Here is a 20288-nt window from a genome sequence, read left to right on the forward strand (position 1 = left end):
TCAAGCAACGCGGCGGGCGGTGAGCGAAAGCCAGTCGCGCGCTTCGCGCTGGGCGTCGGCGATTTCGCGTGCCGTCATCTCGTCGGAAATGTCCGCGCGGCAGTGTTTGGCTTCTTCGCTTCCACCCAATGCGGCGAGATTGAACCATTTATGCGCTTCGACGAGATCTACTCGCGCTCCATTGGAGCCGGTAGAGTAAACCACGCCGAGTTCGAACAGGGCATCGCAATCCCCCTCAGATGCCCGGGCGAGGAATCCCGCCACGACGGGATCGATTTCCTGTTTCGATGTCTCTTCGACTGTTTCGGGCTCGATCACCCGCAGTGCAGCAGCAGTCATTGTTACCCCCAATTGCGTTTTCCAGGCGGAACCCAAATGTCCGCCGACAAGGAAGAAGCTCTACGAACATGGTTGGCAAAAGGTTAATACCTCCGCGACTTTTTTGAGCAGCTTGGCTGCGGTGTGACTTGTTGTGCACGATTTGCCGCACTGAACGACAACCGCCTTGTATGCCCGGTACGCCCTCTCTATAGGCCCGCCCACATGCGATGCCGTCTGCCCCATCGGGCCGCAGCCAGCGGGCGATTGGGAGTGGGGAGCAACCGGCGTCGCCGTTGGAGACGAGGATGTCGATCGCCTTAGGAGACGACCTGGACGTACTGGCGCGAGCCAAGCGGACGCTCCCTGCCGATTACACTCCATCTGATTCCGAAGAATACATGTCCGAGCGCCAGCAGGATTATTTCCGCGTACTTCTGATCGAGTGGAAACGCTCGATCCTCGAAGCGGCGGAAGGCACGCTCCAGCAGTTGCAGGACGGCCCGATCCGTTCGCCCGATCTCAATGATCGCGCTTCTTCGGAAACCGACTGGGGAATCGAACTGCGCACCCGAGATCGCCAACGCAAGCTGATCGGCAAGATCAACGCTGCGCTGCGCCGGATCGACGAAGGCGAATACGGGTGGTGCGAAGTAACCGGTGATCCGATCGGACTTGGCCGACTGACCGCGCGCCCGATCGCGACGATGTCGCTCGAGGCGCAGGAAGCCCATGAGCGCCGCGAAAAAATCTCGCGAGACGATTGATTTAGTTGACTCAGTGTCCCGCTACGGCACGGATTTCCCTCAGAGAATTAAAATCTTGTTAACCTCAAGGTTTTAATTTTCGGTGAACGAGGTTGCAAGGCGCGCCGCTTGGCCAAGTAGGTGGAACGAAGCGCGCTGACGGCCGTATCGACTGTCTCGGGGATGGAAGCATGATGCAGGATATCGACAAGCGGGACCGCGAGCGGGACAGCCTTTTCTTGATGGCCGAAATCCGGCTTCGGGGGGAGACCGAGCTCCAGCGCGTACGTGTGCGAAACCTGTCCAAGGGGGGCATGATGGCCGAGGGAAATCCCGTCCCGGAACGTGGCCAGTCGCTGTCCGTCAATCTGCGCAATGTCGGCTGGACCGACGGGACCGTGGCTTGGGTCCAAGATAGCCGTTTCGGAATTGCTTTCGCCCGCGAAATCGACCCCAAGAAAGCCCGCGCGCCGGTTGGTGGGGGCGACGGTACGCCGCGCTATACCCGGCCGGTGCTTGAAAAGGGCGACACGGGCGCATTGCGCAAGCTCTGATCGCTTCGCCCGTTCCGTCTGCCCGGGTTTCCCGCTAGGGACCGCGCGATGACCGCGCGCTTATTCATCCTGATTTGTCTGACCTTGCTGGCTTCGGCCTGCGGAGCGAGGGATGATGACCGCGTTGCGATCGCGATCATCGATTCGGGATCCGATCCGTTCGCTGCGGATGCGATCGGTCCGGCAGCGATGGAGTGGCGGGCCGCAACGCGCGAAGGGCTGGTCGCTTTCGATGCCTATGGCAGGATCGTGCCTGCTCTTGCCGAACGCTGGATCGTTACCGATGACGGCGCGAGCTATATCTTCCGCCTGCGCGACGGCGCGTGGCCCGATGGCAGCAGGATCGATGCACAAGGCGCGCGTCGCGCTCTGAGTGCGGCGATCCGGGCTCAGCGCGGGACAGCGCTGGGGGCCGATCTGGGGCGCATATCTGAAGTCCGCGCCATGGCCGGGCGCGTGCTCGAAATACGCCTCACCCACCCCACGCCAGATTTGCTTGCGCTGCTGGCCAGGCCCGAGCTCGGCCTGGTGCGGAAGGGCGAGGGTGCTGGGCCGATGCGCGGCACGGCCGAGGGAAAGCGCGCCGAACTCAGTCCGCTGCCGCCCGAAGCGCGTGGACTGCCGACCGAAGAGGGCTGGAACAAGCAGGCGCGGGATCTCGAATTGCAGGCCTTGCCCGCCAAGCGCGCGATCGAGGCCTTCGCCGACGGCAAGGTGCGGATCGTCCTGGGTGGCACGATCGCCGATATCCTGCTGACCGATCGCGGGCTGTCGCGCGGGGCGCTCCGAATCGACGATGTCGAAGGCCTGTTCGGGCTCGCCTTCACCCATCGCGACGGTTTCATGGCTTCGGCCGAGAACCGCGCCGCACTGGCGATGGCGGTCGATCGCGATGCGCTGATGGAGCCCTTCGGGATCGGCAATTGGCAAGTGCGGCTCGGCATGCTCCCCGGTGAGGGGCCGAGCGGGCGCCTGCTTCCCGTCGCCGAATGGCGCGATCTATCGCTCGAACAGCGCCGCGCATTGGCAGCGCAGCGCGTGGCGAGGTGGCGCGCGAGCGGCGAACGGGTTGCAGCGCTCCGGATTGCCTTGCCGCGCGGCGAGGGCGGTGCCGCGCTGTTCGCAGCGCTATCGAACGATTTCTCGGCGATTGGACTCGAATCCGAGCGTATCGCCCCGGGCGACGATGCGGACCTCGTCTTGGTAGACCGGGTCGCGAGTGCTGACAGCGCGGAATGGTATCTCAACCGGTTTCGCTGCGGGATCGCCCGCCGGCTCTGCATCGAGGAAATCGACGATCTGCTTGCCGAGGCGCGCAGCGCCGATCCGCGAGCGGTGCGTTCGGTGCTGATCGATGAGGCCGCAGCGCTAGTCGAAGCCCAGCAGATTTTCATCAGTTTCGGCCAACCGGTGCGATGGTCGCTGGTCGCTGCCGGGCTCGAAGGCTTCCAGAACAACGCGTTCGGCGTCCATCCCTTGATGGAAATCGCAATGCGGGCCAGATAGACCCAATGGAAAGCGAACGCCCGACCCGCATGATTCCCCAGGTGCCGCTGGGGCGCGAGCCGCATCACATCCGGCAACGGATCGAGGCGCTCGAATACGTGCTCGAGCGGAGCTTCACCGTGCCCGGCTGGGGCCGCAAGTTCGGCGTGGACGCTTTGGCTGGCCTGGTCCCGATCGCCGGCGACATCATTACAGGGGCGCTTAGCGCCTATCTCGTCTGGGAAGCGCGCAATCTCGGCCTGCCCAAATGGAAGCTGGCGCGGATGGCGATGAATGTCGGTATCGATTCGACGCTAGGCATGGTTCCGATCGTGGGCGACGCATTCGATTTCTTCTATCGCTCGAACAGCCGCAACCTGCGCATCGTCAAGTCTCACCTCGATAAACATCATCCCGCTGCCCGCATTATCGAGGGCTGATTTGTCGCAAAGGTCCGGCTATGGGATGCGGTCATGAGCGATGTGACCTATTCGTCCTATCTGGACCTCGAGAAAATCCTGTCGGCGCAGCATCCGGCGTCCGACGCGCATGACGAGCTGCTGTTCATCGTCATCCACCAGGCCAGCGAGCTGTGGCTCAAGCTGTGTCTCCACGAGCTGGAGGGCGCGCGCGATCAGATCGCTCAGGACCATCTGCGTCCCGCTTTCAAGATGCTCAGCCGGGTCGCGATGGCCCAGCGCCAGCTGATCTCTAGCTGGGATGTGCTGGCAACGATGACGCCGTCCGACTATTCGAAGATCCGCCCGCATCTGGGCAATTCGTCGGGTTTCCAGTCGGCCCAGTACCGGTTGATGGAGTTTATCATGGGCGGGCGCGATCCGAACATGATCACGATGCACGAGGCGACCCAGGACGTCGCTGCGGACCTTCGCGCCGAGCTGGACAAGCCCTCGCTCTACGATGCTTCGCTGGTGCTGCTCAAAGAGCGCGGTTTCGCAATTCCCGACGAGGTTCTCGATCGCGATCGCACCGGCCCCCACGAACGCTCCGAAGCGGTCGAGCAGGCCTGGGCCAGGATTTACGCCGCGCCGGAAGAGCATTGGGAGCTTTACGAGCTGGCCGAAAAGCTGGTCGATCTCGAATACCATTTCCAGCGCTGGCGCTTCGGCCATCTGAAAACGGTCGAACGGATCATCGGCTTCAAGCGTGGCACGGGCGGCACCGCGGGGGTCGCCTACCTCGAAAGCGTGCTGTCCAAAGGGTTCTTCCCCGAATTGCTTTCAGTCAGGACCGTTCTCTAGGCGGCTGCGCTGTCGCGGCGCACGATGATCGCGAATTCGGTGCGATTGGCCGCGTCATCATGGACGTTTTCGGCAAGGATCGAGAGGCCGTAGGCTTGCGCTGCCGCGCGCGATGCGAAGGCTGCGATGCGGGGGTTTCCTTCCTCGGCCACCTGGCGCGCGGCGAGGGCGGTGTCGCCCACTTCGACCCGGTTCCAGCAATGGCGGTTCAGGAAATCGAACGACTGTCGCAATGCCATGGGATGGCTGCGCACCTCGGCAATATCGTCGAGCGTTGCGCTGGGCACGGCGAGACAATGCATACGGACGGCCAGCCATTGGTGGTCGACGGTCCGTATCGCGGTATTTTCGAGCAATTCGGAAACGCCGTCGACTGGTCCGGCCCGCGAATTGCGGGTCGGCACCACGCCGCACTCGGCGCGGCCTTCGGCTACGCCTTCTACCACAACCGCAAAACTGGCGACGCCGAGCGGTGTGCGTTTGGCCAGATAGGTCCGACAGAATTCCTCGCCGAAGGCACCTTTTTCGCCCGCGAACAGGACGTGCCCCGACATCAGGCGGCGCCGCGCATCGGTTCGTCGATTTGTTCGACCACGCACAGTCGCTTGGTTCCCGCATTGGCGATCGGACACAGTGTTTCGCCATTCATAATGCGCTCGAGCGCTTGCGCCTCATCGAGCACCAGCCAGCGCCGTTCTTTGGCAAGGTGGCATTCGGCGACGCGGGCGATGCACAGCGCCGGATGGCGCATGCCCGGCTCGCGCAATTCGGCAATGATCGAAAGGTCGGGGTCATCGGCCAGCGCGAGCCACCAATCCTCACCCGGGCGCAATTCGATCACCGCAATGGCCCCGTCGACGCGAGCCGCCTCGAGGGCGATGTCGGAATCGCTCAGCGGACGCAGGGGCGCACCGCTACCGAAGCGGCGCATAGCCCGCTGGGTCAGCGCGGCATTGTCCTGCCCGGCGCAAAGCACGATTTCGGTGCGGCGCTGCGCCTGGAGGGAAAGCGACATAAGCTCGCGCCAGATCGTGCGTATGCTGGCGGGCGGAACCGATCCGGAACGGTTGGCGAGGCGGGCGAGAAGCTGTTCTTCGCGGATCGGGCGAAGCGGGATCTCGGCCTCGACCGTGTCGCGTTCCGCCTTGGCTTGCGCGATCTTGCGCGCCAGCGCCGTGCGGCGCTCTACGAGAGTGAGAATCTGGTTGTCGATCGCGTCGATCTCGCTGCGCAATGCGTCGAGCGAGCACGGTTTGGTGGTGTGAAGATGCATGTTTCGGGACTTTCGGCTGGCGCACGACGGATGGCGTGCGCAGTTTACCTGTAATGTTCGACGGTCCGCGGGAAAATCAGTCCGCGCGGATGATCACCGGCACGCCACGTAGGCGTACCGGCAGGTAAACGAGCCGAAATAATAGAAGCGCACGTCCGACACGGTCAGGTGGTTGTCCCGATCTTTCGTCATGGTGTTGCTCCTATAAGCGCGCAAATCGGCGCGAAGAGGAAACTCTCACGAGAAGCCGCATCGGTCAATCGTTTGATTCTCGTGAGTCAGATTTGTGGCTCCAGAGCAACACCTGTAGGTACGGTAACCGGTTCCGTCCCCGTAAATAACTGACTCGGCTGGTGGAAAATACCCCGCGTTAACCTTTTACAGCATATTAACCTTTTCTCTTCAGAACTGCTCGTGTTAACCAATTCGCGGAAATGCGGTGCGCCAGCGTCGCCGCCGAACCGCGACCGGGGCTTGGGGCTACCGGGGAAATAGGGGATACGAGATGCGCGTACTGCTGATCGAAGACGAGCCGACAACCGCCAAGGCAATTGAGCTCATGCTGACGACCGAGGGCTTCAATGTCTATTCGACCGATCTCGGCGAAGAGGGTTTGGATCTCGGCAAGCTGTATGATTACGATATAATCCTGCTCGATCTGAACCTGCCGGATATGCACGGCTACGACGTGCTCAAGAAGCTCCGCGTCGCCAAGGTGCAGACGCCGGTGCTGATCCTCTCGGGCGTCGCCGAAATGGATTCCAAGGTTCGCAGCTTCGGTTTCGGTGCCGACGATTACGTAACCAAGCCGTTCCACCGCGAAGAGCTGGTCGCACGCATCCACGCTGTCGTGCGTCGCTCGAAAGGGCACAGCCAGTCGGTTATCCGCACCGGCAAACTGGCGGTGAACCTCGATGCAAAGACGGTCGAAGTCGACGGCGCGCGGGTCCACCTGACGGGCAAGGAATACGCGATGCTCGAGCTGCTCTCGCTGCGCAAGGGCACCACGCTGACCAAGGAAATGTTCCTCAACCACCTGTATGGCGGGATGGACGAACCCGAACTCAAGATCATCGACGTCTTCATCTGCAAGCTGCGCAAGAAGCTTTCGAGCGCATGCGGCGGCGAGAACTACATCGAAACCGTCTGGGGCCGCGGCTACGTGCTGCGCGACCCGCAGGACGAAGGCGAGCAGGAAGCCGCCTAGAGACAGTTTTCCCCTCGCTACCCGGGTAGCGACTACTTTCACGCCTTTCCGGCCATCGGGCCGGGAGGGCGTTTTTCTTTGCGCCAACCCATGCTAGCGGGCGCCGCATGACAGCGCACAAGCCCGGCGATCCGACCACGCTCAACCGACTCTATGGCCGCTCGGTCGGCAAACCTCTGCGCGCGGGAAAGCAGGAACTCGTCGATACGCTCCTGCCGCAGCTTGCCGTGCCTGCCGACGGCCCGATTACGGCCGAACGGCTATTCGGCACCGACCGGCCGCTGCATTTCGAGATCGGCTTCGGTGGCGGCGAACATCTCGCGCACCGGGCGGACCTGCTGCCCGATCACGGCTTCATCGGGGCAGAACCCTTCCTCAACGGCGTCGCCAGCGCGCTGACGCATATCAAGGAGGGCGGGCTCGCCAATATCCGGCTGCAGCATGGCGATGCGCTCGAAGTGCTCGATCGTGTGCCCGATGGTGCACTGACTATGGTGTACCTGCTGCATCCCGATCCTTGGCCAAAGGCGCGCCATGCCAAGCGACGGATGATGAATCCCGGTCCGGTCGAAATGATCGCCGCCAAGCTCAAGCCCGGAGGCGAGTTCCGCTTCGGCACCGATCATCCGGTCTATCTGCGCCATGCGCTGATGGTGATGCGACGCTATTGCACCGAAGACGGGCCGTTCGAATGGCTCTGCGATGGTCCGCAGGATTTCCTCAAACGGCCCGGCGGTTGGCCGCAGACCCGCTACGAAGCGAAGGCCCGCAAGCAGGGCCACGAGGTCTGGTATTTCCGCTACCGGCGCCGCTAGCGCTAACTGTCAATCGTCGGCGGTGCCTTCCGAGGCTGCCGATAAATCCATGAAATTGCGCGCGGCCTCGCGATCCTCTTCGTTCTCGAACGCCACGTCGAGATCGGGAGCCGAGCCCAGCATGTAGAGCAACGCCCACAGGCCGAAGCGCCGCGAGCGATCCCGTTCGAGACCGAGATCGACCCGACAGTGTTCGATTCCCGCTGCCAAAGCATCGGGCGATACGCGCGAAAGGTCGTCGGTGGCGAAATAGCGTTGCAGGAGATCGTCGAGTTGCATCGCCTCTCTCTAGCCTCTGCTGGCGGGCCCGTCAGCAGCTAAGCCGGCTTGATACGGCGCGACGCAAAAAGGGCCGCCCCACGATGGAGCGGCCCTTTCACGCCCCAATGACTGCGATCAGAAGCGGACGCCGAGACCCACCACCACCTGGTCGGTGGTCGTCTCGCCGAAATCGGGCGAAGCCGCATCGTCGTAGCGCGAGCGACGATATTCGACGCGCGCTTCGAGCGGACCAGGCAGGCCGATCTGCACTCCGCCGCCGAAACGGAAGCCACCGGCATTATCCTTCAATTCGTCCAGCGAACCCGACTGGGTGAAGGCACTGGTATCGAGCGCGGTGTATCCCGCCTTGCCATAGGCTGTAATGCCCGGGGTCAGCGCGAAGCCGGCACGAGCGCCCACATAATACTGGCCATTGGCTTCGAGCCCGTCGCGCGCGCCGCCGAAACTGGCAGGAAATTCGGTCGTGCCGTCGCTGGTCGAGATCTCACCCTCGATCCCGACGAAGGCCGAGCCGAGCGAAAGGTCGTAGCCTGCGGAAATGCCGTACACGACCGAATCGGCATCGGCCGAGGCGGACCCGTCCTGCGCTTCGACATCGATCCCCTCATAGCCGGCGAGTGCTCCGATATAGAGCCCGCCCGGGGCAGATTGCGCCAGCGCGGGCGTGGTCGCGAACGCTGCGGCGAGGGCGGCGATGGCAATGCCTTTTCTCATGGTCGATCCTTGTCTTGTCGTTGCCTGTTGCGATCACGGGGCCTGACGCACGCCGTTTTGCTGCGCGATGAACCGGAAGACGATGGATGATGCGGTGTGGCTTCTGGGCATCATGACCGCGATTGCGGAACAGCCCGCCGCTGCGTCCATTGGAGAGAAAAGACCTTCGGAGCTTCCCCATGATCACCACCACCAACCCCGCCACCGGCGAAACCATTGCCGAATACGAAACGCTCGACAAAGCGGCGATCGATCGCAAGCTGGCCCGCGCGCATGATAGCTATCGCGACTGGCGGACCAGCGAATTGTCGCGCCGCACCGATGTGCTTTCGAAGATGGGCGATCTCTACGAGAGCCGGAAGGACGAGCTCGCGCGGCTTGCCGTGACCGAAATGGGCAAGCCGATTTCGCAAGCGATCGGCGAGGTCGAGAAATGCGCCGCGCTACTCCATCATTTCGCTAAGGCCGGCCCGGACATGCTGAAGCCGGAGACCTGGCACCTGTCCGATGGCGGGCGGGCCGAAGGGCGCTGGTTGCCGCAGGGGCCGGTTCTGGCGGTGATGCCGTGGAACTTTCCCTATTGGCAGGTTGTACGCTTTCTCGCCCCGACGATCCTTGCCGGCAATGTGGGACTGCTGAAGCATGCCAGCATCGTGCAGGGCGTTGCCGCGAAGATGGAAGAGCTTGCTTTGGAGGCGGGCGCGCCGGAAGGCGTGTTCCAGAACCTTTGCATCGGCTCCGATCCGATCGCGGATATCATCGCCGACGATCGCGTAATCGCCGCCACGCTTACGGGCAGTGAAGGCGCGGGCTCGGCGGTGGCCGAGCAGGCGGGCAAGAATTTGAAGAAGGTCGTGCTCGAACTCGGCGGCTCGGATCCCTTCATCGTCATGCCCTCGGCCGATATCGATCAGGCGGTCAAGGACGCGGTCCAGGCGCGGATCCAGAACAACGGCCAGTCCTGCATCTGCGGCAAGCGCACCATTGTGCATGCCGATATCTACGACGATTTCGCCGACCGTTTCATCGCCGCCTTGAAGGACATCGAGCCCGGCGATCCGATGGATGAGGACACCGAACTCGGTCCGCTATCGAGCGAGAGCCAGCGCGATACGGTGCTCGACCAGGTGTCCAAAGCGAAGGAAGAAGGCGCAACCCTGCTGTTCGGCGGCGAAAATATCGATCGCCCCGGCGCGTGGATGACAGCAGGTCTTCTGACCGATGTCGAAGTGGGCAGCGAAACCGGGACGGACGAAATCTTCGGCCCTGTCGGGCAGCTCTACCGTGCCGCCGACATCGACGAAGCAATCCGCATCGCAAATGCGATTCCCTATGGCCTCGGCTCGGCTGCATGGACCCATGACGATAGCGAGCGCGAGCGCTTCGCCAACGAGATCGAAGCTGGCATGACCACATTCAACGCGGTCAACGGATCGAAGATCGAAGCACCGTTCGGCGGGATCAAGCGCTCGGGCCATGGCCGCGAATTGTCGCGCTTCGGCCTGCACGAATTCATGAACCTCAAGACCGTGGTCTACCCGGAAGGATAACCCGTATGCCCAAACGTAATCAGCCCAAGACGATCGCCATCATCGGCGCTTCGCGCGGCTTGGGCCTCGGCCTTGCGAAGGAATTCGCGGAGCGAGGCTGGAGCGTGCTGGCGACCGAACGCAGTGAAGGCGACGACCTCCACGCGCTCGCGGACGAGCAGGAAGCCATCGAAATCGCCATGGTCGACGTCACCGATCCTACAACGTTCGACAATGTCTGCGGGCGATTGGACGACGGCAGCGTCGATGCCGTGATCGTCAATGCCGGAATCAGCGGCGCGAAACACCAGTCGAGCGTCGAAGCCACGGCGGACGAGGTCGCGCATGTGATGATGACCAATGCCTATGGCCCGATCCATCTCGGCAAAAAGCTGTTGCCCAAGCTGAAGGATGGCGGGACGCTGGCCTTCATGTCGTCGCTGATGGGCTCGATCGCGGACAGTTCGGGTGGCTACGAACTCTATCGCACCAGCAAGGCCGCGCAGAACATGCTGGCGAAGGGCGTGGCGGAGCAGGATGCAGGCTCGCGCGATATCGAAGTGCTCTCTCTCCACCCCGGCTGGGTGAAGACCGATATGGGCGGCCCCAATGCCAAGCTGACGGTCGAAGAAAGCGTTACCGGCATGGCCGATGTGATCGAAGCCAGCGGGCAGTGTGGCTATCGTTTCGTCGACTACAGCGGAGAAGAAATCCCTTTCTGAGGGCCTTGCCCGTCAGCTTCGCGCGACGTGGGGAGTGAACCCTCAAGGTCGCGCGAAGCGATCGGAACGAGGCGCGCTAGGCGGCGATCAGCCGACCACGCCCGCACTCGCCAGCACGGCCAGCGTCAGCACATCGGGCGCGGTGGCCGTCATGGGTGCGATCTGGACCGGCTTTTCCATACCGACCATCATCGGGCCGATCGTGGCATTGCCAGCCAGTTCGCGCAGCAGCTTGGCCGAAAGGTTGGCCGACTGCAGGCCGGGCATGATCAGGACATTGGCCGGGCCCGAGAGGCGGCTGAACGGATAGAGTTCCATCACCTTTTCGTTGAGCGCGGCATCAGGCGCCATTTCGCCTTCATATTCGAAGTCCACGCCTTCATCGTCGAGGATGTGGACGGCATTACGGATGTTCTCGAGCCACTGGCCTTCGGGATTGCCGAAGGTCGAATAGGACAGGAATGCAACCCGCGGTTCGTGGCCCATGCGGCGCGCGACCCGCGCGGTTTCCTTGGCGATATGCGCGAGGTCGGCCGACGAAGGCCGCTCGTTGATCGTGGTATCGGCGAGGAAAGTCGTGTGGTTCTGGCCGATCATCATGTGGATGCCGAACGGGATTTCGCCGGCCTTTGGATCGAGCACGCGATTGATCTCGCGCGCGGTCTGCGAGAACGTCCGCGTCAAACCAGAGATCACCGCATCGCCATGGCCCAGCGCGACCAGCAGCGCGGCAAACACGTTGCGCTCCTGGTTGACCATGCGGCGCACGTCGCGCTCGGTATAGCCGCGACGCTGGAGCCGTTCGTAAAGGTAATCGACCATCGCCGGGATGTGTTCGCTGTCGGCGGAATTCTCGATCTCGAAGCTGTCGATGTCGTCGACCGCCAGACGTTCGAGCGCTTCGCGTACCTTTTCCGTGCGTCCCACCAGCACCGGGTGGCCATAGCCGAAATCGCGCAATTGGATCGCGGCGCGCAGCACCACTTCTTCCTCTGCCTCGGCGAAGACCACGCGCTTGGGATCCTTCTTCGCGTCTTCGTAGACGCGGGTGAGGACGGCGGTGGTCGGGTTGAGGCGACCTTTGAGGAACACGCGATAGGCGTCGAAATCCTCGATCGGCTTGCACGCGACGCCACTGTCCATCGCAGCCTTGGCGACGGCGGTCGATACCACTTCGAGCAGGCGGGGATCGAATGGGGCGGGTATTATGTAATCGTTGCCGAACTGCTGGTGCTTGCCATAGGCGGCGGCGACTTCCTCGGGCACGCGCTCGCGCGCCAGCTCGGCGATCGCATTGGCGGCGGCGATCTTCATTTCCTCGTTGATCGCGGTTGCCCGCACGTCGAGCGCGCCGCGGAAGATGAAGGGGAAGCCGAGCACATTGTTGACCTGGTTCGGATAGTCCGAACGCCCGGTCGCGATGATCGCATCGGGCCGCACCGCCTTGGCGTCTTCGGGCATGATCTCGGGCACCGGGTTGGCCATTGCGAAGATGATCGGCTGGTCCTTCATCTCGGCGACCCATTCGGGCTTCAGCGCACCGGCGGCCGACAGGCCGAGGAAGATGTCCGCACCCTTCAACGCTTCGTGGAGCGAGCGGGCCTCGGTCTCCACCGCATGCGCGCTCTTCCACTGGTCGACATCGTCGCGACCGGGATAGATCGGGCCCGAGCGGTCGCACATGATCACGTTTTCGTGCCGCACGCCCATCGCCTTGATCAGCGCGGTGCAGGCGATCGCCGAGGCGCCCGCGCCGTTGACGACCATCTTGACGTCTTCGAGCTTGCGGTTGGTCAGCAGGCAGGCATTGATCAGCCCCGCAGCGGCGATGATCGCGGTGCCATGCTGATCGTCATGCATCACCGGGATGTTCATCTTTTCGCGCAGTGCCTGCTCGATGATAAAGCACTCGGGTGCGGCGATGTCTTCGAGATTGATCCCGCCGAAGCTGGGTTCAAGCAACGAGACGGCATCGATGATCCTTTGCGGGTCTTCGGTGTCGAGTTCGAGGTCGATCGCATCGACATCGGCGAAGCGTTTGAAGAGGACGGCCTTGCCTTCCATCACTGGCTTGGACGCGAGCGCGCCGAGATTGCCGAGGCCGAGGATTGCCGTGCCGTTGGAGATCACGGCGACGAGATTGCTGCGCGCGGTGTAATCGCTGGCGCAGGAGGGATTTTCTGCAATCGCCTCGACCGGGGCAGCCACGCCGGGCGAATAGGCCAGCGCGAGGTCACGCTGCGTGGTCATCGGTTTGGTTGCGACCACCTCGATTTTGCCGGGACGTCCGGCCGAGTGGTAGAACAGCGCCTCGCGGCGCGTGAAATCGTCGGTTTCTTTATCGGAAATGCTGTCGGCCAATGTAAGGGTCTCCAATCGATCTCTGCCCCCTAACAGTGACGACGCTACGGCGATAGGGGATAGCGCGGTTTCAGGTTTGGCGAATCGCCCGCGCCATCGCTAGCGTCGCGCGCTCGATGGCCAAGAATGCTTCACCCGCTCCCACGCCCATGATGGCGCAATATCTCGCGCTGAAGGAGCAGGCGGGCGATTGCCTGCTGTTCTATCGCATGGGCGATTTCTTCGAGCTGTTCTTCGACGATGCAAAAACGGCCGCCGGTGTGCTCGACATCGCGCTGACGACGCGCGGCGAGCATGGCGGAGAGCCCGTGCCGATGTGCGGGGTGCCGGTTCACGCGGCGGAGAGCTATCTCGCGCGGTTGATCAAGGGCGGGTGTCGTGTCGCAATCGCCGAGCAGACCGAAACCCCCGACGAAGCCAAGGCTCGGGCGAAGCGCGAGGGATCGCCGGTATCCAAGGCATTGGTGGCGCGCGACATCGTTCGCTTCGTCACCGCGGGAACGCTGACCGAGGAAGCGCTGCTCGAACCGCGCCGGGCGAACATGCTCGCCGCGATCGCACCGGTGCGGGGCAGCGTCGGTATTGCCGCAGTCGATATCTCGACCGGTCGGATGGAGCTTGAGGAATGCGAGGAAGGCGCGCTCGGCGCGGTGCTCGCGCGGATCGGTGCGAGCGAAGTGATCGCGCCCGAAGACGCGGCGTTTCCACTCGACGATGCGATCCATCGGGATGGCCGCGAATTCGCCAGCGAAGCCGGGGCGAAGCGGCTGCGCACCATTCACGGCGTCGCCACGCTCGACGGCTTCGGTCACTTCACCCGTGCCATGCTTGCCGCAGCGGGCGGGCTGATCGCCTATCTGGACCATGTCGGGCGCGGCGCTTTGCCGCTATTGCTGCCGCCGGTCGTGCGCGACGGTGCCGGCGCGCTGGCGATGGATGCCGCAACTCGAGCGAGCCTCGAAATCCTCGAAGCACATGGCGGTGGTCGCAAGGGCAGCCTGATCGCGGTGATCGATCGCTGCGTAACCGGCGCGGGCGCGCGTCAACTGGCCGAGGATCTGGCCGCGCCGTTGACAAATCGCACGGCGATCGGCGAGCGGCTAGCGCTGGTCGGATGGCTCCATGCGGCGCCGCTGCTGCGCGAGGAATTGCGGACCGCACTCAAATCGCTGCCCGATGTCGGGCGCGCGCTGGGGCGGGTGGTCGCCGGGCGCGGCAGTCCGCGTGATCTCGGGCAATTGCGCGACGGGCTCGATATGGCGCGGAGGGTTCATGACCGGCTGGGCGCAGAAAACGATCGTCCCGCACTGCTAGATGCGTTGCTCCCCGATCTCGCCGGCCATGGCGCGCTGGTCGATCTGTTCGGTCGCGCGCTCGTCCCGTCGCCGCCGACAGAGCGGGCCAAAGGCGGTTTCATCGCCGAAGGCTACGACCATGCCCTAGACGATCTGCGCCAGACCTCGGGCAATGCCCGCCGTGCGATCGCCGCGCTCGAAGCCAAATATCGCGACGAAACCGGGATCGGCTCGCTCAAGATCAAGCACAACGGCGTGCTCGGCTATTTCATCGAAGTGCCCGCCAAGCACGGCGATGCGCTGATGGCACCCGATAGCGGGTTCACCCATCGGCAGACACTCGCCAATGCAGTGCGGTTCAATTCGCTCGGCCTTCACGAGGAAGCGAGCCGGATCGCTGAAGCGGGCGCGCACGCGCTGGCAGCCGAGGAAGCGCATTTCGAGGAACTGGTGGGCGAGGCGATCGCATCACGCGAGGCCATCGCTCGCACTGCCGCTGCGCTCGCCCGGATCGATGTTGCCGCAGGCGCAGCCGAACGGGCGGCCGAAGGCGGCTGGGCGCGCCCTGAAATCGTCGATGCGCCCAGCCTCGCGATCGAGGGCGGGCGGCACCCGGTAGTCGAAGCCGCGCTGTCGGCAAGCGGGGAGCGCTTCGTGGCAAATGATTGCGGGCTCGCCCACGACGATCGGCTGTGGCTGGTCGGCGGCCCGAACATGGGCGGTAAATCGACCTTCCTGCGCCAGAACGCGCTGATCGTGCTGCTCGCGCAGGCCGGATCTTTCGTGCCAGCCGATGCGGCGAAGATCGGGCTGGTCGATCGACTGTTCAGCCGGGTCGGCGCGGCTGACAATCTGGCGCGCGGGCGCTCAACCTTCATGGTTGAGATGGTCGAAACCGCCGCGATCCTGTCGCAGGCCACCGAACGCAGTTTCGTAATCCTCGACGAAGTCGGGCGCGGCACTTCGACTTATGACGGGCTCGCGCTCGCCTGGGCGGTGGTGGAGGCGGTTCATGACACGATCCGCTGTCGCTGCCTGTTCGCCACGCATTATCACGAGCTCTCGCTGATGGCGGATCGCTGCGACGCGCTTTCCCTGCATTACGTCCGCGCACGCGAATGGAAGGGCGACCTCGTTCTGCTCCACGAAGTCGCCGAAGGCTCGGCCGATCGGTCCTACGGGCTCGCCGTCGCCAAGCTCGCCGGTGTTCCGGCTCCGGTGGTCAAACGTGCGCGCGCGGTGCTTGACAAGCTCGAGAAGGGCCGTGCCGAAACCGGCGGAATTGCCGCAGGTCTGGGCGATCTGCCGCTCTTCGCCGCGGCGGCGGAGGCCGAGGAAGAGCAGTGCGATACCTTGCGCGAAAGCCTGCGCGCGCTCGATATCGATGCACTGAGCCCTCGCGATGCATTGGAAAAGCTTTATGAATTGAAGCGCGAGGTGGGTGAGGACTAACCTACGCTAATTGCCTTTCCACGCGCGTGCGCTAGCATCGTTGTCCATGGCACAGGACGATCCCCCGGTCGACGGCGACGACAAGAGCACCCATTGGGCGGAGTTCCGCACCGATCTGGCCGAGGACCGCACGATCCAGGCGACCGAGCGGACATTTGCCGGTTGGATGCGCACCGCATTTGCCGCGATCGGTATCGGCCTCGCGTTTCGCGCCGTGTTCGGCCAGTTCGATCCGCCCTGGCTGGCCAAGGCGATCGCGACGATGTTCGTGGTCATGGGCGCGATCATCGCCTTCACGGCAGAGCGGCGCGCGTGCCGAACGTTCTCGCGCCTCGACCCACATGAAATCGACCGCCCCGACACGCCGAACATACGCTGGATGGCATGGTCGGTCGTTGCCGGAGCGGTCGTCTTGATCGCGGGCTTCTGGATCCTCAACGACGGATCGATCGGAGCCTAAGCCCGATACGGGCTGTCGAGTTTACTTCTGCGGAATGTCGCCCGGCTTGCGGGCTTTGCCGTACTTGTCGACATTGTCGTCATGATTGGGCTCGCCGGTGTAGGCGCTGTTGTCGATCCGGCCCGAGCTTTCCATGTCGCGCATGTGGTCGATCGTGTCCTGCGTCGAATCGCCCATCAGACCGGATTTGTTCGGGCCCTTCTCGCTTTCGGTGGGAGCGCTGTCGACGCCGGTACCGCGCGCCTGCGCGTCTTCGCTTACTTCCTGCGCCTGGCTCAGGTGATCGTCCTGCTCGTCATTATGGGTTTCGGGAGCAAGTTCGGCCTGGCGCTGTTCCTGGCTCTCGGGCTTGTCGGTGGTCTTGTCGGTCATGGTGTTCTCCTTTGCAGGAGTAACGGGCAGACCATGGCGCGCGTTCCCTAGCGCGTGGGCACCGGGCTCTCGCCGCTGTAATCGTAGAATCCGCGACCCGCTTTGCGCCCGAGCCAACCCGCTTCGACATATTTCACCAGCAGCGGGGCAGGGCGGTACTTGCTGTCTCCAGTGGTGTCGTAAAGCACCTTGATGATCTCGAAGCAGGTATCGAGACCGACGAAATCGGCGAGTTCGAGCGGGCCCATCGGATGGTTGAGACCGAGGCGGCAACCCTTGTCGATATCGGCGATATTGGCGGTCGACTGGCCGAGGACGAAGATCGCCTCGTTGATCATCGGCAGCAGAATGCGGTTGACGACGAAGCCGGGCTCGTCCTGCGACAGCACCACTTCCTTGCCCAGGCCTTCGGCGAAGGCGATCGTCCGATCGGTCGTCTCCTGCGCGGTGGCGAGGCCGGGGATTACTTCGATCAGGCCCATGACGGGCACCGGATTGAAGAAATGCAGCCCGATGAAGCGCTTCGGGTCGGGCGAATGATTGGCCATGCGCGTGATCGGGATCGAACTGGTGTTCGAGGCCAGGATCGCATCGTCGGCCAGAACCTTGCTGGCTTGTTCGAATATCTTGGCCTTGATTTCTTCGCGCTCGGTCGCCGCCTCGATGATGAAGCTCGCCTCGCTCATCGGGCTATAATCGGCGACCGGCTCGATCCGGACCAGCGCGGCGTCTGCATCGGCAGCTTCGATCTTGCCGCGACCGACCTGCTTGGCGAGCGCCGCGTCAATCTTCGCCTTGCCTGCTTCGGCATGCTCCCGATCGATATCAGCCAGCAGCACCTTCATGCCGTTCTGGGCAACCGTCTGGGCTATGCCGGTGCCCATCTGGCCCGCGCCGATAACCGCGATGGTCGTCATGTAGATAGTCCTTTGAAGTGGTCTTAATCGCCGCTCAGCGGTTCGCGCCCGGGACCCACAGCACATCGCCTGGGCCGCCGGCGTTGATCGCGCGGGCGAGAGTGAAGAGATAGTCCGACAGGCGGTTCATATATTGGAGCGCAGCCGGATTGAGGCGATCCTCTGCTGCCAGCGCGGCGACGTCGCGCTCGGCACGGCGGGTGATCGCACGGGCCAGGTGGATGCGCCCCGCAGCCTCGCTTCCGCCCGGGAGGATAAAGCTGGTCAGCGGGTCAAGCGTATCGTTGAGCGCGTCGATCGCACGTTCGAGCCATTCGACCTGTGCGGGGACGATCCGCAGCACCATTTCGCCGGGTGCGAAATCGTCGTCCTCCGCTGCCGGCGTGGCGAGATCGGCGCCGCAATCGAACAGGTCGTTCTGGATCCGGGTCAGATCGGTCGCGGCCTCGCTTCCGACGGCGCAGACGGCAAGCCCGATCGCGCTGTTGGCTTCGTCGACCGACCCGATTGCCGCGATCCGCAGCGAGCTTTTCGGGCATCGCGAACCGTCGACCAGACCCGTCGTCCCGTCATCGCCTGTCCTGGTGTAGATCTTGTTGAGCTTGACCATGGCCGCGCGTCCTCGCGCGATCAGTTGTTCAGCATCAGCAGGACCGCGACCACCACCACGGCGAGCGCCTGCCACTTGATGCGTGCGAACATCATTTCGTTCTGGCGCTTCTGCATCCGGGCCACGTGGTCTCCATCGCTTTCAAGGTCGAGCTTGGTTGTCTGGAGAAACGCGACCACCCCGCGCACGAGGCTGAAGACGACGAAACCGACAAACACAACGAGGAGGAAGATGAGAAAAGTGTTCATGCCGATCCAGATAGGGATTGCGACAGCGTAATGCCAGCGGGGAAACGCTGTGCCCGCAGCGCATCGGCGAGGGCGATGCCATCCTCTCCGGCGCGACGGCGGTCGGAAAGACCCGCCCCGTCCTCGCCAGAACCGCGGCGTTTTGCGAGCTTTCGGCCGTCCTCTTCGACCAGCAGGCCGTGATGGTGCCAGTGCGGCACCGGCAGGTCGAGCAGCGCGATCAGCAGGCGGTGAATGTCGGTCGCCTCGAACAGGTCGGCACCGCGCGTCACCAGCGTAACGCCCTGCGCCGCATCGTCCAGCGTGGCGGCAAGATGGTACGAAGCTGGTGCGTCCTTGCGCGCAAGGATCACGTCGCCGAACCGTTCGGGCCGTGCATCGATGATCCCCGCGATCTCGTCTTCCCAGAACAGCGCACCTGTGCGCGCGGTCGCTTGCTCCATGTCGAGCCGCCATGCCCAGGGGCGATCGTCGGGAATGTCACCCCTGTGTTTCTTGCAGGTGCCCGGATAGACCGGCCCTTCGGGTCCGTCCGCGCGCATCGCGGCTGAAATCTCGGCGCGGGTGCAGCGGCACGGATAGAGCAGTCCGTCGGCCTTGAGCCGGTCGAGCGCCGCGTCGTAGCTTTCGAGCCGTTCGGACTGTCGCACCACCGGGCGGTCGCTTTCGATTCCCAGCCAGGCGAGATCGGCGAGGTGCTCCTCGATCCATTCGTCGCGGCTGCGTTCGCCATCGATGTCCTCCACCCGGATCAGGAATTCCCCGTCCCGTTCGTGCGCGAGATCGTGGGCGACCAGCGCGGCATAGGCGTGGCCCAGATGCAAAGGGCCGTTGGGGCTGGGGGCGAAGCGGGTGACCGTGGTCATATCTCTCTTATAGCCATGACTGTGGATAGCGCGACTCGGCGATTGTCATGGACTTGACGCAATTTTTCGCTTTTGCTCACTTCGCAATTGATCGGGGAGGGCGCAGCACGTGTTCAAGGCCGAACTTCTGGAACGGGCAGCGCGCTTTCGCAGTGCGGACGAGGATCCCTGCCGGAAGCTGGAGAGCTGTCCGGCCCTCGTCCTCAATGCCGACTACACCCCGCTTTCCTATTACCCGCTCAGCCTGTGGCCGTGGCAGACCGCAATCAAGGCGATCTTCCTCGATCGGGTGGACGTGATCGCGAGCTACGACCGCGAGGTCCATTCGCCCAATCTTGACATGCAGATCCCGAGCGTGATTGCGTTGAAGCAATATGTGAAGCCGTCCGAATTTCCGGCCTTCACCCGTTTCAACCTGTTCCTGCGCGATCGCTTCGCCTGCCAGTTCTGCGGCAGCATGCACAATCTGACCTTCGACCACGTCGTCCCGCGCCGGCTCGGCGGCAAGACCACGTGGGAGAACATCGCCACCGCCTGCGCGCCGTGCAACATGAAGAAGGGCGGCCGCACGCCCAAGCAGGCGGGCATGCAGCTCTATGCCGAGCCGATCCGGCCGACACACTGGCAGTTGCAACAGCACGGCAAGATGTTCCCGCCCAACTACCTCCATGAAACCTGGCGCGACTGGCTCTACTGGGACATCGAACTGGAGGCGTGAGGTGAAGAAGGGAAGCGGGCTCGCGCGCGCCCAGCCTGTCATATCCAAGGAAGAACTGGCGCAGCTGCCGACAGGGGCACTT

Annotated in this window: 23 protein-coding genes; 12 read left to right on the plus strand and 11 right to left on the minus strand. The window is 63.5% G+C overall.

Annotated features, from left to right (window positions below; all coding sequences use genetic code 11):
• Positions 1-339, minus strand: a complete 339-nt coding sequence (locus GRI68_RS12685; protein WP_234028801.1) for an SEL1-like repeat protein — start codon at positions 337-339, stop codon at positions 1-3.
• Positions 340-626: 287 nt separating this feature from the next.
• On the opposite strand from GRI68_RS12685, the gene dksA reads away from it, so the two are divergent.
• The 5 genes from dksA (at position 627) to GRI68_RS12710 (ending at position 4365) form a co-directional block, all read left to right on the plus strand.
• Complete coding sequence (gene dksA / locus GRI68_RS12690; RefSeq protein WP_160617617.1) at positions 627-1085, plus strand: RNA polymerase-binding protein DksA; 459 nt, start codon at positions 627-629, stop codon at positions 1083-1085.
• 170 nt (positions 1086-1255) lie between these two features.
• Positions 1256-1618 (plus strand): PilZ domain-containing protein, encoded by a 363-nt coding sequence (locus tag GRI68_RS12695; RefSeq protein ID WP_325063810.1) that lies wholly within the window; start codon positions 1256-1258, stop codon positions 1616-1618.
• A 48-nt stretch (positions 1619-1666) separates the two neighbouring features.
• A complete protein-coding gene (locus tag GRI68_RS12700) occupies positions 1667-3124 on the plus strand; it encodes an ABC transporter substrate-binding protein (protein WP_160617618.1) in 1458 nt (485 codons plus the stop codon).
• Positions 3125-3129: 5 nt separating this feature from the next.
• Positions 3130-3543 (plus strand): DUF4112 domain-containing protein, encoded by a 414-nt coding sequence (locus GRI68_RS12705; protein ID WP_234028802.1) that lies wholly within the window; start codon positions 3130-3132, stop codon positions 3541-3543.
• Between the two features lie 33 nt (positions 3544-3576).
• Positions 3577-4365, plus strand: a complete 789-nt coding sequence (locus GRI68_RS12710; RefSeq protein ID WP_160617619.1) for a tryptophan 2,3-dioxygenase — start codon at positions 3577-3579, stop codon at positions 4363-4365.
• Here GRI68_RS12710 and GRI68_RS12715 read toward each other — a convergent pair.
• Positions 4362-4919, minus strand: coding sequence for a prephenate dehydratase domain-containing protein (locus GRI68_RS12715; RefSeq protein WP_160617620.1), 558 nt, complete (start codon positions 4917-4919; stop codon positions 4362-4364). The genes GRI68_RS12710 and GRI68_RS12715 overlap by 4 nt on opposite strands.
• Positions 4919-5638: a chorismate mutase gene (locus tag GRI68_RS12720; protein ID WP_160617621.1), complete on the minus strand. Its 720-nt coding sequence runs from the start codon at positions 5636-5638 to the stop codon at positions 4919-4921. Before GRI68_RS12720 ends, GRI68_RS12715 begins: the two co-directional genes overlap by 1 nt.
• 505 nt (positions 5639-6143) lie before the next feature.
• On the opposite strand from GRI68_RS12720, the gene ctrA reads away from it, so the two are divergent.
• Positions 6144-6845: a response regulator transcription factor CtrA gene (ctrA, locus tag GRI68_RS12725; RefSeq protein WP_160617622.1), complete on the plus strand. Its 702-nt coding sequence runs from the start codon at positions 6144-6146 to the stop codon at positions 6843-6845.
• 107 nt (positions 6846-6952) lie between these two features.
• Positions 6953-7660: a tRNA (guanine(46)-N(7))-methyltransferase TrmB gene (trmB, locus tag GRI68_RS12730; protein ID WP_160617623.1), complete on the plus strand. Its 708-nt coding sequence runs from the start codon at positions 6953-6955 to the stop codon at positions 7658-7660.
• 9 nt (positions 7661-7669) lie between these two features.
• On the opposite strand, the gene GRI68_RS12735 is transcribed toward trmB, so the two are convergent.
• On the minus strand, positions 7670-7939 hold the full coding sequence (locus GRI68_RS12735) for a hypothetical protein (protein ID WP_160617624.1): 270 nt from the start codon (positions 7937-7939) through the stop codon (positions 7670-7672).
• Positions 7940-8056: 117 nt separating this feature from the next.
• Positions 8057-8656, minus strand: a complete 600-nt coding sequence (locus GRI68_RS12740) for an outer membrane protein (protein ID WP_160617625.1) — start codon at positions 8654-8656, stop codon at positions 8057-8059.
• Positions 8657-8835: 179 nt separating this feature from the next.
• On the opposite strand from GRI68_RS12740, the gene GRI68_RS12745 reads away from it, so the two are divergent.
• Together GRI68_RS12745 and GRI68_RS12750 are read left to right on the plus strand one after the other, a co-directional pair.
• Positions 8836-10206, plus strand: a complete 1371-nt coding sequence (locus tag GRI68_RS12745) for an NAD-dependent succinate-semialdehyde dehydrogenase (protein ID WP_160617626.1) — start codon at positions 8836-8838, stop codon at positions 10204-10206.
• A 5-nt stretch (positions 10207-10211) separates the two neighbouring features.
• Complete coding sequence (locus GRI68_RS12750) at positions 10212-10907, plus strand: SDR family NAD(P)-dependent oxidoreductase (protein ID WP_160617627.1); 696 nt, start codon at positions 10212-10214, stop codon at positions 10905-10907.
• 87 nt (positions 10908-10994) lie between these two features.
• Here the strand turns inward: GRI68_RS12750 and GRI68_RS12755 are convergent, their stop codons facing one another.
• On the minus strand, positions 10995-13268 hold the full coding sequence (locus tag GRI68_RS12755) for an NADP-dependent malic enzyme (RefSeq protein ID WP_199799764.1): 2274 nt from the start codon (positions 13266-13268) through the stop codon (positions 10995-10997).
• Positions 13269-13384: 116 nt separating this feature from the next.
• On the opposite strand from GRI68_RS12755, the gene mutS reads away from it, so the two are divergent.
• Both mutS and GRI68_RS12765 read left to right on the plus strand, forming a co-directional pair.
• Positions 13385-16015 (plus strand): DNA mismatch repair protein MutS, encoded by a 2631-nt coding sequence (mutS, locus tag GRI68_RS12760; protein WP_456107183.1) that lies wholly within the window; start codon positions 13385-13387, stop codon positions 16013-16015.
• Between the two features lie 46 nt (positions 16016-16061).
• Positions 16062-16475 carry a YidH family protein gene (locus GRI68_RS12765; RefSeq protein ID WP_160617628.1) on the plus strand — a complete coding sequence of 138 codons (414 nt, stop codon included), beginning with the start codon at positions 16062-16064 and terminating at the stop codon, positions 16473-16475.
• Between the two features lie 21 nt (positions 16476-16496).
• On the opposite strand, the gene GRI68_RS12770 is transcribed toward GRI68_RS12765, so the two are convergent.
• The 5 genes from GRI68_RS12770 to gluQRS are packed head-to-tail and all read right to left on the minus strand — an operon-like array spanning position 16497 to position 19488.
• Positions 16497-16847, minus strand: coding sequence for a hypothetical protein (locus GRI68_RS12770; RefSeq protein ID WP_160617629.1), 351 nt, complete (start codon positions 16845-16847; stop codon positions 16497-16499).
• 47 nt (positions 16848-16894) lie between these two features.
• On the minus strand, positions 16895-17764 hold the full coding sequence (locus tag GRI68_RS12775) for a 3-hydroxyacyl-CoA dehydrogenase NAD-binding domain-containing protein (protein ID WP_160617630.1): 870 nt from the start codon (positions 17762-17764) through the stop codon (positions 16895-16897).
• 34 nt (positions 17765-17798) lie between these two features.
• On the minus strand, positions 17799-18374 hold the full coding sequence (locus GRI68_RS12780; RefSeq protein ID WP_160617631.1) for a cob(I)yrinic acid a,c-diamide adenosyltransferase: 576 nt from the start codon (positions 18372-18374) through the stop codon (positions 17799-17801).
• 20 nt (positions 18375-18394) lie between these two features.
• Positions 18395-18622 (minus strand): HIG1 domain-containing protein, encoded by a 228-nt coding sequence (locus GRI68_RS12785; protein WP_160617632.1) that lies wholly within the window; start codon positions 18620-18622, stop codon positions 18395-18397.
• Complete coding sequence (gene gluQRS, locus GRI68_RS12790; protein ID WP_160617633.1) at positions 18619-19488, minus strand: tRNA glutamyl-Q(34) synthetase GluQRS; 870 nt, start codon at positions 19486-19488, stop codon at positions 18619-18621. The genes GRI68_RS12785 and gluQRS overlap by 4 nt, the downstream gene beginning before the upstream one ends.
• Before the next feature lie 109 nt (positions 19489-19597).
• On the opposite strand from gluQRS, the gene GRI68_RS12795 reads away from it, so the two are divergent.
• A complete protein-coding gene (locus GRI68_RS12795) occupies positions 19598-20206 on the plus strand; it encodes an HNH endonuclease (protein WP_160617634.1) in 609 nt (202 codons plus the stop codon).
• The last annotated feature ends 82 nt before the right edge of the window (positions 20207-20288 follow it).

It is taken from the genome of Alteriqipengyuania halimionae, from assembly GCF_009827575.1.
Classification (GTDB): Bacteria; Pseudomonadota; Alphaproteobacteria; order Sphingomonadales; family Sphingomonadaceae; genus Alteriqipengyuania_A; species Alteriqipengyuania_A halimionae.